Raw genomic sequence first — 13834 nt, 5'->3', positions numbered from 1 at the left:
ATTGGGAATCGAAGCTTGCCCATCACGGGGCAGGTTTTCGCCGGGATGCGCGCGCGGCTCAGGCGACCATGCCGCCGGCAAAGAGAACCACCATATAGGCCGCATAGATCGCCAGCATCGCGGCCCCCCAGACCCGGCCAATCCCGCGCGTGGCAAAGAGCAACGCCAGGAGCAAGAGCGCCGCCGCCAGCATCACCGGCGTGTCGATCTCGCGGAACCGCGCGCTGACCTCGATGGGTTGGATCACCACCGTCACCCCCAGAATGGCCAGGATGTTAAAGATATTCGAGCCGATCACATTGCCCAGCACCACATCGGATTGCCGCCGAATCGCAGCGACGATAGAGGTCGCCAGTTCCGGCAAGGATGTGCCGACCGCGACCAGCGACAGCCCGATCACCGCATCGGGCACGCCAAAGACGCGCGCGATGTTCACCGCCCCCTCAACCAGCAGGTCGGCACCACACACCAGCGCCGCAATACCCCCCAGGGCCAAGAGCGGCGGCAACCAGGGCCGGGCGGCGGGCAGCCCCTCAAACGCTTCCGCCTCATGCTGAAAGGTTTGTGCCGTGCGGTCACGCCGTTCCAGCCAATAGCTCGAAACCAGATAGCCGACCATGACCAGCAACATGGCGATCCCTTCCATCCGGCTGATCACCGCGCCCTGCACCAGTGCAAAGGCCACAAGACTGACCAGCGTCGCCACCAAGGCCTCGCGCACCGCCGTGCGGGCCCAGCCCATGATCGGTGCAATCACCGCCGCCAAACCGAGGATGAGCAGGATATTGGCGATGTTCGACCCCACGACATTGCCAAGGGCGATCTCCGAGGCCCCGTCCAGCGCGGCATTGACTGACACCAACAATTCGGGCGTGGAGGTGCCAAAGCCCACGATGACCAACCCGATCAAGAGCTTGGACACGCCCATCCGCTCGGCCATGGCCACAGCGCCCCGCACCAGCGCCTCCCCACCCACGAACAACAACACGAGGCCTGCGGCCACGAGCGTTACATCCTGCACCATCTGGAGTCAGACCTTGTCCTGACCGCCCCGGCCCATGCCCGGGCGCACCATCGCTAGAGCTAGGTGCGCGACCCCGCAAAGATAAGAGGACGCGACACAGGTCGATGTCTATTCGTCATCATTCCCGACTAGACACAAAGCAGCGATTGAATTCAGGCGCAGAGCATCCGATATGTCGCGCAGGATTATGAGAGGCGCAGCATGACAGGCAAAAAGGCCAAGCGGAAACGACCGTCGCTGTCGCTTCCGATCCTGCGGACCTCGCGTGCCCAGCATCGCGCCGGAACGCTGACCCTCGGCACGCTGCTCACCGCCTTGGGCGAGACCTCGTTCGGCTGGGCCATCGTTGTGTTTTCACTGGTCACGCTGCTGCCGCTGCCCCCCGGCACCACGCTCTTGACCGCGCTGCCGCTGCTCGTCACGACCGGCCAGATGTTTCTCGGCTATCCGCATGTCCGCCTGCCTCGGGTGCTGTCAGGCCTGCGCATAGATCTGGATCGCCTGCGGCGCGGCGTGCTGCGGCTGCGTCCCATCACGCGGCGGCTCGAACGTATTCTCCGGCCCCGCTACATCACGCTCTTTGCGCGCCGCAACGAGCGTCCGCTCGGCCTCGTGCTCTTCGTGATCGCCTTCGCGCTCTTTCTACCGGTGCCGCTCAGCGGCTGGTTCCCGGCGGTCTCGCTCTTTACCGTGGGGGTGGGCATCGTGGAACGCGACGGGCTTGTCAGCTTCGTCGGCCTCCTTCTGGGCGTGCTGTCGGTCGTGCTGACCGTCACGATCATTCTGTCGGTTGCGGCCGGGGCGGACGCGCTCTTGCACTAGGATGCCGCCGCCGCGCCTCAGCAGATACGCGGCAACTGCTCGCCCACCAGCATATCCACAATCCGCGTCCCGCCAAAGAGCGTGCGCATCGTGACCTGCCCGGCGCGGCCCGGCATCACGCGGCCAATCGCCACCGCCCCGGTGCCATCGGGGCGCGCGCGCATCGCCGCCAGGGCCGCCTCGGCCTCGGCCTCGGGCACGACCACCACCACGCGCCCCTCATTGGCCAGATAGAGCGGATCAAGCCCGAGGATCTCGCACATTCCCCGCACTTCCGTGCGCAGCGGCAGAGCCGCCTCATCAATTTCGATCGCCAGCCCCGCCGCCGCCGCCATTTCATTGAGCACCGAGGCCACCCCGCCCCGCGTCGCATCGCGGGCCGCGCGTGTCCCCGGCGCCGCCGCCAGCACCGCCTCCATCAGATGGCCCAATCCCTGACAGTCCGACACCAGATCCACCGAGAGCGCCATATCCCCCCGCGCCGCCAGAATTGCCGCGCCGTGATCGCCCAGCACGCCATTGACCAGCACCACGTCGCCCGCGCGAATGTGGCCCGCCTGCAAATCGCGCCCCGGCGGGATCACCCCCACACCGGCGGTGGTCACAAAGAGCTTGTCGGCCATGCCGCGCCCCACCACCTTGGTGTCGCCCGTCACGATACGCACCCCCGCCGCCTCGGCCTCGGCCTGCATCGAGGCCACGATCCGCCGCAAGAGCGCCACTTCGGTCCCCTCTTCGATGATGAACGCCGCCGACAGCCAGAGGGGCCGCGCGCCCCCCACCGCCAGATCGTTGACCGTGCCGCACACCGCGATGGTGCCAATGTCTCCGCCCGGAAATTCGACCGGATCGACCACGAAACTGTCGGTGGTGAAGGCCAGCCGCGCGCCCGGCTCCTGCAATCCTGCCGCCATCAGCCGCGCCTGATCTTCCATCATCTCGGGCGCAAAGACCGAGGTGAACACCTCTTCGATCAGATCGCGCATCGCCGTGCCGCCACCGCCATGGGCCAGCGTGACCCGCGTATCCCTCAAGCTCATGTTTTCATCTTTCCATAACTACTCCGGGGGAGCGCCGCGGGCGCGGGGGCAGCGCCCCCTAGACCGCCTCGGCCCGCGCGCCACCGTATTGGTAATAGGCGGCACAGGCCCCTTCCGAACTGACCATCAGCGCGCCCAAGGGCATCTCGGGCGTGCACCCGCGCCCGAATTGCGGACAGGCCACAGGCTTGATTCGTCCCGTCATCACCGCTCCGCAGGCGCATCCCTCGGGCTCGGGCACGTTGCGGCGCGCGGCACCATAGCCCACGCCGAATTTCACCTCCGCGTCATAGGCGGCATAGGCGGGGCGGATGCGCAGCCCGCTTGCGTCAATCTCGCCCAGCCCCCGCCACTCGAACGAGGGGCGCGGCTCGTAGACATCGGCCATCGCCGCAAGGCTTACCGGATTGCCATGCTCGGGCACCACGCGGGCATATTGGTTTTCCACCTCCGCCCGCCCGTCGCGGATCTGTTCCAGCACCATCAGCACGGATTGCAAGAGGTCGAGCGGCTCGAACCCCGCGACAACGATCGGCTTGCCATAGTCGCGGGCAATGAAATCATAGGGATGGATGCCGATCACCATCGACACATGCCCCGGCCCGACAAAACCATCAAGCCGCATGTAGGGATCATCAAGCAGCGCCTTGATGGGCGGCGGCACGGTGATGTGATTGCAAAAGACGCTGAAATTCTCCAATCCCTCGGCCGCCGCCGCCTGAATCGACAGCGCCGTCGAGGGGGTCGTGGTCTCGAACCCCAGGCCAAAGAACACGACCTCGCGTTCCGGATTACGCCGCGCGATTTCCAGTGCATCGAGCGGCGAATAGACCATGCGGATGTCCGCGCCATCGGCCTTGGCCTGCAACAGGCTCTTGCGGCTGCCGGGCACGCGCATCGCATCGCCAAAGGTGGTAAAGATCACGCGCGGGTCTTCGGCCAGTTCGACACATTCATCGACCCGCGCCATCGGCAGCACGCAGACCGGACAGCCGGGGCCATGGATGAAATCCAGCCCCTCGGGCACCAGCTTGTCCAGACCGTAACGAAAGATCGCATGGGTATGCCCGCCGCAAATCTCCATGATCCGCTTGGGGTTTTCCGCCGTGGCCCCGATGGCGGCGGTCACATCGGCAATCTTGTCCAACAGCGCGCGCGCAGCCCTGGGATCGCGAAACTCGTCGGCATATTTCATATCTGACCCTCCAGTGCCGCATCGCCCGCCGCCATCGCCTCCAGCGTTTCCTGCGCCTCGCCCAGGCCCCGCAGCGCCTCGAGCGTCTTGGCGGCCTCGTCCTCGTCGATCACCGCCATGGCAAAGCCCACATGGATGAGCGCCCAGTGCCCCACGAGATCCTCAAGCGGCCCCTGCGCGATACAGGCCACATTGACCGCACGCCGCACGCCCGACACCTCGGCCATGGCCATCATCCGGGCGGCATCCGTCACCGCAACGATCTGACCGGGTATACCCAGACACATGGCTCACTCCTCCTCTGATTGGGGGTCGGATTGGGGCACCTTGCCCGGTTCCTCGATCCCGTAGCGCTCGATCTTGGCGCGCAGGCCCACGCGGCTCAGGTCCAGCTCCTGCGCCGCGCGGCTCTTGTTCCATTTCAGCCGCGTCAGGGTCTCGCGCAGGATACGCGCCTCGACCTCTTCCACCCGGTCCTTGAGCGTGCCGCGCCCCGCCAGCACCGCATCCAGCGCCAGATCAGGCCGCGCTCCCGGTGCCGCCTGCAGGATATGCCGCGAAATCAGCTCCGGCCCCAGCAGGCTGTCTTGCGAAAAGATCAGCATGCGCGTGATCTCGTTTTCCAACTCGCGCAGATTGCCGGGCCAGTCATAGCCCGCCAGAAACCGGACCGCATCCTCCGACAGACCATGCACCGGCTTGCCATGCGCCGCCGCCGCTTCGAACAAGAGGCTTTGCGCCAGAATACCCAAATCCCCCGGCCGCTCGCGCAGCGGCGGCACCTCAAGCGTGGTGCGCGCCAGCGCATGATAGAGATCGGCGCGAAACCGCCCCTCGGCCACCTCGGCGCGCAAATCACGATCCGCCCCTCCCAAAAGACGCAGATCGACGCGGCTCATCTCATGGCTGCCGAGCGGGCGAAACGCCCCCTCGCGCGCCACCCGCAACAGCGCAAGTTGCATCCGCGGGCTCAGCCCAGCCAGACCATTGAGAAACAGCGTCCCCCGATCCGCCTTCTGCAAGAGCCCCACCTTGCCGGTCTGAAGCCCCGCAATCGCCCCGCGCCGCGCGCCGAAGAGCTCAAGCTCCAGAATATCATCCTCGACCCCGGTGCAGTCGATTTCCTGAAACGGCCGATCCGCCCGCAAAGAGCCGTAATGCATCGCCCGCGCCAGTGCGGCCTTGCCGGTGCCCACCTCGCCGGTGATCAACACCGGCACATCGAAGCTCGCGTATTGCCGCGCCTGCGCGATCACCGCGTTGAGCGGCGAATTGGGCGCACGCAACACCTTTTCAAACCCCAACCCCTCGCGCAGCGCCCGGCGCTGCTGCTCCAGCTTGCTTTCGACATTGCGCGCCAGATAGCGCATTTCCAGCGACATCCGCTCATGCTCGCGGCTCAGGCGAAAAAGGTCGGCGGCATTCTTGGCGGTCATCAGCAGGTGATCGGGATGCCAGGGCTTGGTGACGAACTGATAGATGCCCGCCTCATTGATCGCGGCGATCATGTCATTGGTCTCGGTAAATCCGGTGATGATGATACGTACCGCCTCGGGCCAGCGGTCGCGCACCTCGGTCAGGAACGCCACGCCAGAGCGCCCCGGCATGCGCTGATCGCAGAAGATCACCTGCACGTCATGCTCGGCCATCAACCGTGTGGCTTCCTCGGCGTCACTGGCCGTCAGGCAGTCGAATTCATCCTCCAGCGCCATCCGCATGGCATTGAGCGAATGCGCCTCGTCATCGACCAGCAAGAGGGTGGGCAGCACCGCCATCTTCTACTCCGCCGCCGCGCGGTTGGATTTCTGCGCCAGCCTGCCTTGCAACCACCCCAACCAGCGGTCCATCCCTTCGCCGGTGCGCGCCGAGACGCGGATCACCTCCAGCCCCGGATTGACGCGGGTCAGATTGGCCTCGTAGAGGTCCAGATCGACATCGCAATGGGGGGCCAGATCGACCTTGTTCAGCAGCGCCAGCCGAGCGGCGGTGAACATATCGGGATATTTCAACGGCTTGTCCTCGCCTTCGGTCACGCTCAGGATCGCCACCTTGCAATCCTCGCCCAGATCAAAGGCCGCAGGACAGACCAGATTGCCGACATTCTCGATGAAAAGCAGCGAGGCGGGCGCGATGTCGAGATGCTCCATCGCATGGCCCACCATATGCCCATCCAGATGACAGCCCTTGCCGGTGTTGACCTGCACCGCCTGCGCGCCGGTGGCGCGAATGCGATCGGCATCGTTGGCGGTCTGCTGATCGCCCTCGATCACCGCCAGGGGCTGCGCGCCCAGGGCCTCGATGGTCCGGCACAGTAGCGTGGTCTTGCCCGATCCGGGCGACGAGACAAGGTTGACCGCAAACGCGCCCAATTCGGCCAGCCGCGCCCGGTTCGCCGCGGCATAGCGGTCATTCTTGGCCAGAATGTCGGTCTCGATCTCGATCAGCCGCGCCTGAGACATCCCCGCCACCTCGACCCCGGCGGGACCCTGGCCGAAATGCAGATCGCCATGGCCATGGCCGTGCCCGTGATCGTGGGGGTGGTGGTGATGATGGTGGTGGTGCTCATGCCCATGATGCCCCTCGACCGATCCTGTCCCGCATCCGCAAACCGTGCACATCAGATCACCTCCATATCCTTGATCCGCATTTCATCGCCCCCCACCGGCATCAGCCGCCCGCCACCACAGAGCGGACAGGGCGACAGCCGCTCGGCAATCTCGACCTCGGCCACGCAATCGTAGCACATGGCCCGACCGGCCAGGTCGATCATCTCCAATTGCGCCCCTTCCGCGACGCTGCCGCGCATCACCACGTCAAAGGCAAACTCCAACGCCGGTTTCTCGATACAGGCAAAGCGCCCGATCTCGACCCGCAGCACCTTGACGCGGGCAAAGTCATGCGCCCGCGCCTGATCCTCGATCACCCGGCGCATCCCCTCGACCAGCGACATCTCATGCATGGTGGGCCCCCTCCAGCGTGACCGGCGCGCAAGGATCGAGCAGATCGACCAAGAGCCTCGCCTCAGCATGCTTTGCGCGTGGCAGGCTGGCAAGCGCCTGCGCCATGATCCCGCCGTCAGCCATCAGGTGATCCGTCGGCGTGACCCGGCAGAGGTGCCGCACCCGGCCTGCCTCGACCTCGGCCCGCACCGCATAAAGGCCTCGCGCGGCGGGCACGATTGCCACGCCCTCCGGGGTCAGCTGCGGCGCGGGCAAATCGCCCCGAACCGCCGCCGCATGATCCAGCGCCCGCGCCACCACCCGCCAGAGCGGCCCCCGCCCATAGCGCCCCTCGACATGCCGCATCACCGGATGCGCCAGATGCCGCGCCGCGATGGAATTCTCCTGCGCGGTCAGGGTCAGGATACGCGCGGGCGTGACCTCGGGCAGAACGCTGCTCACGCCCTCGCCCGGTGCAAACCGCGCCGCCACCGTGCGCAAGAGCGGTGCAATCCCGGCCTCGCCGCGCATGTAGCGCACAAACCCCTCCGCATCGTCCGGAAATTCCCCGCCCAGCGCCGCCTGCCCTGGCTGCACCGGCAGGCCCAACCGCACAGGCCAGACCACGCTCAGCTTCAACGCATGTTCACGTGCAATCTCGGCCGCCAGCGCGCCGGTCTCGATCCCCTCCAACCCCAAGGCCATCCGCAGTGCCACGGTCTGCGCCACCCGGCACAGGTTGAAAAGACGCGGCAGCAGGTCGGCCACCTCCTCTACCCCGCGCCCCTCGACCAGACGCGCCAGCGGCAAGGACGGTGCAGGCACCGCACGCAAACCGCTCGTGGTCCGGTCAAGGTCCAGCATCGCCTCAGCCCTCGCTCGCCAGACCGGCGGAAATCACCTGCCGCCGCGTCGGGGCCTCGGGTAATGCCGCCGGCACCTCGAGCGCCGCAATCTCGGCCTCGCGTGCCGCGCGAATATCGGCGGCGCGGTCGGTCTCGGCGCGGTGTTCGTCCTGAAAGAGCGCCACCATCACCGCCCGCGCCACATCGACCGCCTGCGCCTGGTTGCGAAACTCGCCCATCGGCGAGAACAGCGAACAGGTCTTGTAGCCCCCCACCATCTCGCGGACATTATGGATGAACTCATATTCGCCCGAGGCAAAACCGATCACCTCCTTGGCCCCCGGCACAAGCGCCGACCAATCCTCGCCCTCGGCGGGCAATTGCACAAGGTTCATGAACCACGGGCTGATGAGCACGCCAAGCGGCCGCCCCTCGTGCATCTGGAATCCCACCGCCTGCACATGCAAGAGCTTGTTGACAATCGGCACGTCGCGCATCTTGCCATGCCAAACTTCGGTGAAATCCGTGACCAGCGCATGGGTCTTGGCTCCGATCATCGCCGCCTCGGCGAGCGCACCGCTGCCGGGGTCCTCGCCCACCAGAAATTGCTCCTTGGGCGCATCGCAATTGGGGCATTTCCAATCCTCCGGCAGCGCCACAAAGGGCGTGCCGGGCTCGATCTGGCGCGTATCATCGCCCTCCGCCGGATCATAGGGCGTCCAGCAGATCTTGCATTCCATGATCGCCTGCGGGCTGATCTTGTCATTGGCCCCCAGATACGACCCCTCGAACCCGCTCATCGAATGGCCTCCAGCACTTCGAGAATGCGCGCGCCGCTATCTCCCAGATCCTCGGGTGCGGCCAGCGCCACCTCGGGCATGACCGTCACCTCGAACGTGTCGAGAATGAGCACATCCATCGAATTGTAGAACCGCACCCGCCAGACATGCGCCAGCGCCGTCGCGGTGATCCGGCAGTTGCCATAACCGCGCGACAGAATATCGACCGATCCCTGGCCAAGCTGCGCCTCCAGCCACTCCAGATCCGCCTCGGTATGGGGCAACAGCGTCAGGTTGATCACATGCGCCTCGTCCCCCGGCGTGAAATGCGCCGACTTGTCCCGCAATTCGACCAAGAGCGGCGGCGCGTTCACCACCTGTGCGCTGCGCGGCACCTCTCGCCCGGCCCGGCGCGGCGCAAAGGCGCGGCTCAGCGCCTGCGCGGGCACCGCCCCGACCTCGATGGCATCGACGCCGGCCCCCTTCAGCCCCCAGACCCCGGCAAAAACGCTTTCCTGCGCCGCAATCGCCGGAATGTCGTGGATCTTGATCGCCACCTCGCCCGCGCCCATCGTCTCGGCAATCAGCGCGCGATTGGCGGCATCCAGCCCCGACAGGTCAAACCGCCGATGGCCGCCCATGCGGCCGCACAGCTCGGCCGCCCCTGCAATCTCGGCCAAAAGATCGAGCGCCGGCGTCAGATGCGCACCCACCTCGACCTCGGGCAGATGCGGGGCATAGGCGCGCATGTCCTGCGGCATCGGCATGTATTCCAACGCCGCGCCATCCTCGCCCAAGGGCTGCGATCCGGGGCCAAATCCGGTGGGAGGCAGGTGAAAATTGCTGACCATGTGATGCCCTCCTCAGGCGGCGTTGCTGCGGGTCAGGATCTGCGTGATCCGGGCCATGTATTCATCCCAATCGCGCACCTTGGGCAGTGCGCCGATCACCTCGCCCGCGCGATAGAAAATCAGGCTCGGCGTTTTCAGCACGCGGGTCGCCTCGCGCACCTCTGCCTCGATGGTGTCGCCCACCACGGCGCAATCGAACCGTCCCTGAAAGGCCATGCGCAATTCGGGCAGGATCACCGCCACATCGGCACTTTCCAGGTTGCGCGCGGGATCACCGGGCACAAAGAGCACATGCACCCCCTCGCGCGCGGTAAAGGCGGTCAGATCGTCGTGGCTCTCCAGACAGGGCCAGCCCAATTCGGCACTCAGCCGGTCAATCAACGGATGCGTCATGGCGTTCCCTCTTTCATGCGATTGTCTTGCCCGCGACGCGGGCGGCTTCCAAATGCGACGGCAGGGCAGGCGCGCGTGCCTCGAGATCGGCAAAGGCATCGCCCATACCGCCCCCCGCCATGATGGATTTGAGCGCGCGCACAGCGGCGGCGATCTTGACCGCCTCGGCCTCGTCCAGCACCTCGCGCGCGGCCCCCAGATGGGTCAGAACCCATGTGCCGGGCGCCACCGGCCCTGTCAGCGTCAGATCAATCAGCGCCTCGCCCTCGCCATCCGTGGCGCGCGCGGCGACCCCGTCCAGCGACAGAACCTGCATGGGAATGCCCACACACATGGCTCAGCCCTCACCGGGAAAGAACCGCGCATCCCCCACACGACAGGCGGCATCGGCACTCGGACGACCCGCTTCATAGGCGTCCTGCCGGATCGAGGGATCAGCAAGATAGGTGGCATCGCTCATGCCGGGGCGCATCTCGATACCCCAGTCGCGCAGCCGCGCCAGCGCCACCTCGATGGCGGGATCCATCTGCGCGGCCACGACATCGCGCAGCCCGCCGCCGTAATCCTCCAACTCCTCGGGCTGACAGCCGATCAGCAACAGGTGCTCGGGGCAATAGCCCATCAATTGCGCCGTCGCGATCACGTCCTGAAACCCGGTCTGATGCAGGCTCATCTTTTTCGCGCCCATAAAGGCGGGCACGGCCTCGTCCTCGACGATCTTCATCGTGCCGGGGGGCAGGCCGTAGTCCACCGCATCGAACACGATCAGCCGGTCGGCGGCCTCGAGAAACGGCAAGAGGTAAAGCCCCTGCGTGCCACCATCCAGCACCGTCACCTCCGGCCCAAAGGACCAGCGCGCCGCCAGCCGCTCGACACAGCGCACGCCAAACCCCTCATCAGCCCAGAGCACATTACCGATGCCCAGTATCAGCACGCTCGGTTGCATGACCCCTCCTCCATGCCAAAGCCTTCCCTGCGCTCAGAATGGCCGCGACCGCATGCCAAAGAACACCAAAATCCGCTCCCGATGGCTTTATAAAAAGTGAATTAAAAACAGAGGATTAGCATCCAGGATCACGCCAATATGCAAAGTGACTTTCCATATTTATACCAAATCGAACACCAATCATCCAAATGAAAAAAGCGGGCCGAAAGCCCGCTTTTCTGAGTCTCTCCCCAGTGGTGATCCGCTTTTCAGTCCGGCAGATCATCCTTGAAGGTGCGCGTGCCCGAAATCATCGTCGAAACGATGGATTGACGGCTCATGATATCCTCGCGGATGGCGACGTAGATATGAATGATCATGAAGATCACGATCCACCACATCCCAAGATGGTGATAGGTATGCACGATATGCGGGTTGTTGCCGAACAGCGTGAATACCCAGCCAAAGAGCGCATAAAGCCCGCTCTCCTTGCCCAGCCCCTCGGAATAGAGCGCAAGGCCGGTGACGATCATGAAACTCACCCCCAGCGTGATGAAACAGAACATCGCCAGTTGTGCGAGCGGGTTGTGGCCCACGTATTTCTTGGGGGCACGTTCCAGAAACAGATACCAGCGCACCTCGAAAAACACCTCGCGCCACCAGGAGCCGCGCCAGATCGGCACATAGAACAATTGTCGCGCATGGTGATTGCCGAAGATCGCCCAATACACCCGCCCGAGAAAGCCGATCGCCAATATCCACCCCGCCGCGAAATGCGCGAACCGGATATAGCCAAAGACAAACTGATGCGTGGGTTCGGCAATCTGCATCGAGGGCGGCGGCGAGCCGATGAAATAGCCCGTCACGCAGAGGACCATGATCGCCAGCGCATTGATCCAGTGCCAGAGCCGCACCGGCACCTCGTAGACATAGACGCTCGTCTGTCGGCTGACCGTGGCGAGATCGCTCTCGTCCACGTCATGCAGCCCGCTCTCGCTCGTGCTCATGGCAGGACCTCCTCAATCCCGTTGGCGCGCGACGCGCCAGACCGCCAGCCCGCCCAGAACCGCCACCAACAGGATCAGCCCCGGCGCATGCACAGGTGCCGCCAGCCAATGCGACAGCCCCGATTGCGGCAGGCTCGGATCATGGCCCCCATGCGCAAGTGCTGCCCCCGTGCCAGCCAGATAGATCGTGATCGCGTATTTCATTGCCTTGCCCTCCCTTGGCTCAACGGACCTTGACGGTGGTCAACTCTGCACCCTCTTCCGACATCACATGCGTCGAACAGGCGAGGCACGGATCGAAACTGTGCAGCGTGCGCAGGATCTCGACCGGCTCGTCGGGGCGTTCCATCGGCGTATTCATCAACGACGCCTCAAAGGCACCGATATTGCCCGCCGTGTCGCGCGGACTGCCGTTCCAGGTGGTCGGCACCACGCATTGATAGTTCTCGATGCGGCCATCCTTGATCTTGATCCAATGGCCCAGCGCACCGCGCGGTGCCTCGGTCATGCCCACGCCCTTGGCCTCCTTGGGCCATGTGCTCGGATCCCATTTCGCGATATTGGCGGTGCTTTCATCGCCGTTCTTGATGTTCTGCACCAGCTTGTCGAAGAAATGCTTTTGCAGCCGCCCGCAATATTCGCTTTCCAGCGCCCGCGCGGCCGTCCGCCCGAGGGTCGAGAAAATCGCCTCGAACGGTGCGTCGAGCGCGCGCAAGAGACCATCCACCTGGTTGCGAATGTCCTCATGGCCCTGCGCATAGCCCACGACATAACGCGCCAGCGGCCCCACCTCCATCGCGTGCCCGCGCCAGCGCGGTGCCTTGATCCAGCTATATTTCGCCGCCTCGTCGATCTCGAGGATATTGGTGCGCGTGCCCTTGGCATTGGGCCCCAGCTCGTAATTGGCCTGCGTTTCCCCATCCCAGGGATGCAGCCCCTTGCCCGCCTCGCCATAGCGATACCAGCTATGATCGACGAATTCCTGAATCTGCTCAGGATCGCGCACATCGACCTCATGCACCTCGTTGAGGTTGCCGTTGATGATGGCCCCCCGCGGCAGATGCAGGTTCGACGGCGAGAAATCATTGGGGTTCTCGGGGAAATCCCCATAGGCCAGCACCGATTTGCCCGACAGCCCGCCGCCATGCAGCCAGCCCTTGTAGAACCCGCCAATGGCGATGACATCGGGCAGATAGACGTTGCGGTTGAACTCGTTGCACATGTCGATGATGGAACTGACCATGTTCAGCCGCTCCATGTTGATCGCGCCCACCGCGCCCGTGGAATGGACGTTGATCGGGCACGGCACGCCCCCCACCAGCCAGTTGGGATGCGGGTTCTTGCCACCAAAGATGGTGTGAACCTTGACGATCTCCTTTTGCAGGTCGAGCGCCTCAAGGTAATGCGTCGTCGCCATCAGATCCGCCTCGGGCGGCAAGAGATAGGCGGGATTGTCCCAATAGCCGTTCTTGAAAAGGCCAAGCTGCCCGCTCTCGACGAATTTCTTGAGCCGGTTCTGCACATCGCGGAAATAGCCGGGCGAGGACAGCGGATGCGACGGGCTCACGGCCTGTTGCAACTCGCTCGTCGCCTTGGGATCGGCCCGCAGCGCGTTGATCGGATTGACCCAGTCGAGGGCGTGCAGATGATAGAAATGCACCACGTGATCGTGAATTTCCAGGTTCAACTGCATGATATTGCGGATGGAATTGGCATTGTCCGGGATCGTGATCCCCAGCGCATCCTCAACCGCGCGCACCGATGTCAGCGCATGCGTGCCGGTGCACACCCCACAAATCCGCTCGGTAAAGGCCCAGGCGTCGCGCGGATCGCGGCCCTTCAGGATCACTTCCAGCCCGCGCCACATGGTGCCGGTCGAGACCGCGTTGCGAATGACGCCCTGCTCGTCCACGTTCACTTCGCAGCGCATATGCCCTTCGATCCGCGTGACCGGATCCACCACGATACGGCGGCCCGTATTGTCGAGGTCAAAGCCGTTTGGGGTTACAGTCAT

The 13834-nt window shown here is 64.7% G+C and carries 17 protein-coding genes; 1 reads left to right on the top strand and 16 read right to left on the bottom strand.

Annotated elements, in window-relative coordinates; genetic code table 11:
• Nucleotides 1-58: 58 nt before the first annotated feature.
• Complete coding sequence (locus tag MVC20_RS14550) at nucleotides 59-1024, bottom strand: calcium/sodium antiporter (protein ID WP_297542608.1); 966 nt, start codon at nucleotides 1022-1024, stop codon at nucleotides 59-61.
• Nucleotides 1025-1225: 201 nt separating this feature from the next.
• On the opposite strand from MVC20_RS14550, the gene MVC20_RS14545 reads away from it, so the two are divergent.
• A complete protein-coding gene (locus MVC20_RS14545; protein WP_297542606.1) occupies nucleotides 1226-1846 on the top strand; it encodes an exopolysaccharide biosynthesis protein in 621 nt (206 codons plus the stop codon).
• A gap of 17 nt (nucleotides 1847-1863) precedes the next feature.
• Here the strand turns inward: MVC20_RS14545 and hypE are convergent, their stop codons facing one another.
• The 15 genes from hypE to MVC20_RS14470 form a co-directional block, all read right to left on the bottom strand.
• Nucleotides 1864-2886 carry a hydrogenase expression/formation protein HypE gene (gene hypE, locus MVC20_RS14540; RefSeq protein WP_297542603.1) on the bottom strand — a complete coding sequence of 341 codons (1023 nt, stop codon included), beginning with the start codon at nucleotides 2884-2886 and terminating at the stop codon, nucleotides 1864-1866.
• Between the two features lie 58 nt (nucleotides 2887-2944).
• Nucleotides 2945-4081: a hydrogenase formation protein HypD gene (hypD, locus tag MVC20_RS14535; RefSeq protein ID WP_297542601.1), complete on the bottom strand. Its 1137-nt coding sequence runs from the start codon at nucleotides 4079-4081 to the stop codon at nucleotides 2945-2947.
• On the bottom strand, nucleotides 4078-4368 hold the full coding sequence (hypC, locus tag MVC20_RS14530; RefSeq protein WP_297542599.1) for a HypC/HybG/HupF family hydrogenase formation chaperone: 291 nt from the start codon (nucleotides 4366-4368) through the stop codon (nucleotides 4078-4080). Before hypC (MVC20_RS14530) ends, hypD begins: the two co-directional genes overlap by 4 nt.
• A 3-nt stretch (nucleotides 4369-4371) precedes the next feature.
• Complete coding sequence (locus tag MVC20_RS14525; protein ID WP_297542597.1) at nucleotides 4372-5856, bottom strand: sigma-54 dependent transcriptional regulator; 1485 nt, start codon at nucleotides 5854-5856, stop codon at nucleotides 4372-4374.
• Between the two features lie 3 nt (nucleotides 5857-5859).
• Nucleotides 5860-6699, bottom strand: a complete 840-nt coding sequence (gene hypB / locus MVC20_RS14520; RefSeq protein WP_297542595.1) for a hydrogenase nickel incorporation protein HypB — start codon at nucleotides 6697-6699, stop codon at nucleotides 5860-5862.
• Nucleotides 6699-7040 (bottom strand): hydrogenase maturation nickel metallochaperone HypA, encoded by a 342-nt coding sequence (gene hypA, locus MVC20_RS14515; protein ID WP_037269238.1) that lies wholly within the window; start codon nucleotides 7038-7040, stop codon nucleotides 6699-6701. Before hypA ends, hypB begins: the two co-directional genes overlap by 1 nt.
• Complete coding sequence (locus MVC20_RS14510) at nucleotides 7033-7884, bottom strand: hypothetical protein (RefSeq protein ID WP_297542592.1); 852 nt, start codon at nucleotides 7882-7884, stop codon at nucleotides 7033-7035. Before MVC20_RS14510 ends, hypA begins: the two co-directional genes overlap by 8 nt.
• A gap of 4 nt (nucleotides 7885-7888) precedes the next feature.
• Nucleotides 7889-8665 (bottom strand): [NiFe]-hydrogenase assembly chaperone HybE, encoded by a 777-nt coding sequence (gene hybE / locus MVC20_RS14505; protein ID WP_297542590.1) that lies wholly within the window; start codon nucleotides 8663-8665, stop codon nucleotides 7889-7891.
• Complete coding sequence (locus MVC20_RS14500; RefSeq protein WP_297542588.1) at nucleotides 8662-9495, bottom strand: hydrogenase expression/formation protein; 834 nt, start codon at nucleotides 9493-9495, stop codon at nucleotides 8662-8664. Before MVC20_RS14500 ends, hybE begins: the two co-directional genes overlap by 4 nt.
• Nucleotides 9496-9507: 12 nt before the next feature.
• On the bottom strand, nucleotides 9508-9888 hold the full coding sequence (locus MVC20_RS14495; RefSeq protein WP_297542587.1) for a hydrogenase accessory protein: 381 nt from the start codon (nucleotides 9886-9888) through the stop codon (nucleotides 9508-9510).
• A gap of 13 nt (nucleotides 9889-9901) precedes the next feature.
• Nucleotides 9902-10222, bottom strand: a complete 321-nt coding sequence (gene hypC / locus MVC20_RS14490) for a HypC/HybG/HupF family hydrogenase formation chaperone (RefSeq protein ID WP_297542585.1) — start codon at nucleotides 10220-10222, stop codon at nucleotides 9902-9904.
• Between the two features lie 3 nt (nucleotides 10223-10225).
• On the bottom strand, nucleotides 10226-10834 hold the full coding sequence (locus MVC20_RS14485) for a HyaD/HybD family hydrogenase maturation endopeptidase (protein ID WP_297542582.1): 609 nt from the start codon (nucleotides 10832-10834) through the stop codon (nucleotides 10226-10228).
• Nucleotides 10835-11082: 248 nt separating this feature from the next.
• Nucleotides 11083-11820, bottom strand: a complete 738-nt coding sequence (gene cybH / locus MVC20_RS14480) for a Ni/Fe-hydrogenase, b-type cytochrome subunit (RefSeq protein ID WP_297542580.1) — start codon at nucleotides 11818-11820, stop codon at nucleotides 11083-11085.
• A 12-nt stretch (nucleotides 11821-11832) separates the two neighbouring features.
• The gene (locus MVC20_RS14475) at nucleotides 11833-12024 is read right to left on the bottom strand and encodes a hypothetical protein (RefSeq protein ID WP_297542578.1); all 192 of its coding nucleotides are present in this window, start codon (nucleotides 12022-12024) and stop codon (nucleotides 11833-11835) included.
• A 19-nt stretch (nucleotides 12025-12043) separates the two neighbouring features.
• On the bottom strand, nucleotides 12044-13834 hold the full coding sequence (locus MVC20_RS14470) for a nickel-dependent hydrogenase large subunit (RefSeq protein WP_297542576.1): 1791 nt from the start codon (nucleotides 13832-13834) through the stop codon (nucleotides 12044-12046).

It is taken from the genome of Roseovarius sp., from assembly GCF_027019125.1.
GTDB lineage: Bacteria > Pseudomonadota > Alphaproteobacteria > Rhodobacterales > Rhodobacteraceae > Roseovarius.
Note: the sequence above shows the minus strand (reverse complement) of the source record. Positions and strands in the feature narration are given on the sequence as shown.

Excerpts from the sequence above, each read along its gene's own strand:
- MVC20_RS14550 (WP_297542608.1), bottom strand. The coding sequence starts at position 1,024 with ATGGTGCAGGATGTAACGCTCGTGGCCGCAGGCCTCGTGTTGTTGTTC.
- MVC20_RS14545 (WP_297542606.1), top strand. The coding sequence starts at position 1,226 with ATGACAGGCAAAAAGGCCAAGCGGAAACGACCGTCGCTGTCGCTTCCG.
- hypE (WP_297542603.1), bottom strand. The coding sequence starts at position 2,886 with ATGAGCTTGAGGGATACGCGGGTCACGCTGGCCCATGGCGGTGGCGGC.
- hypD (WP_297542601.1), bottom strand. The coding sequence starts at position 4,081 with ATGAAATATGCCGACGAGTTTCGCGATCCCAGGGCTGCGCGCGCGCTG.
- hypC (WP_297542599.1), bottom strand. The coding sequence starts at position 4,368 with ATGTGTCTGGGTATACCCGGTCAGATCGTTGCGGTGACGGATGCCGCC.
- MVC20_RS14525 (WP_297542597.1), bottom strand. The coding sequence starts at position 5,856 with ATGGCGGTGCTGCCCACCCTCTTGCTGGTCGATGACGAGGCGCATTCG.
- hypB (WP_297542595.1), bottom strand. The coding sequence starts at position 6,699 with ATGTGCACGGTTTGCGGATGCGGGACAGGATCGGTCGAGGGGCATCAT.
- hypA (WP_037269238.1), bottom strand. The coding sequence starts at position 7,040 with ATGCATGAGATGTCGCTGGTCGAGGGGATGCGCCGGGTGATCGAGGAT.
- MVC20_RS14510 (WP_297542592.1), bottom strand. The coding sequence starts at position 7,884 with ATGCTGGACCTTGACCGGACCACGAGCGGTTTGCGTGCGGTGCCTGCA.
- hybE (WP_297542590.1), bottom strand. The coding sequence starts at position 8,665 with ATGAGCGGGTTCGAGGGGTCGTATCTGGGGGCCAATGACAAGATCAGC.
- MVC20_RS14500 (WP_297542588.1), bottom strand. The coding sequence starts at position 9,495 with ATGGTCAGCAATTTTCACCTGCCTCCCACCGGATTTGGCCCCGGATCG.
- MVC20_RS14495 (WP_297542587.1), bottom strand. The coding sequence starts at position 9,888 with ATGACGCATCCGTTGATTGACCGGCTGAGTGCCGAATTGGGCTGGCCC.
- hypC (WP_297542585.1), bottom strand. The coding sequence starts at position 10,222 with ATGTGTGTGGGCATTCCCATGCAGGTTCTGTCGCTGGACGGGGTCGCC.
- MVC20_RS14485 (WP_297542582.1), bottom strand. The coding sequence starts at position 10,834 with ATGCAACCGAGCGTGCTGATACTGGGCATCGGTAATGTGCTCTGGGCT.
- cybH (WP_297542580.1), bottom strand. The coding sequence starts at position 11,820 with ATGAGCACGAGCGAGAGCGGGCTGCATGACGTGGACGAGAGCGATCTC.
- MVC20_RS14475 (WP_297542578.1), bottom strand. The coding sequence starts at position 12,024 with ATGAAATACGCGATCACGATCTATCTGGCTGGCACGGGGGCAGCACTT.
- MVC20_RS14470 (WP_297542576.1), bottom strand. The coding sequence starts at position 13,834 with ATGACTGTAACCCCAAACGGCTTTGACCTCGACAATACGGGCCGCCGT.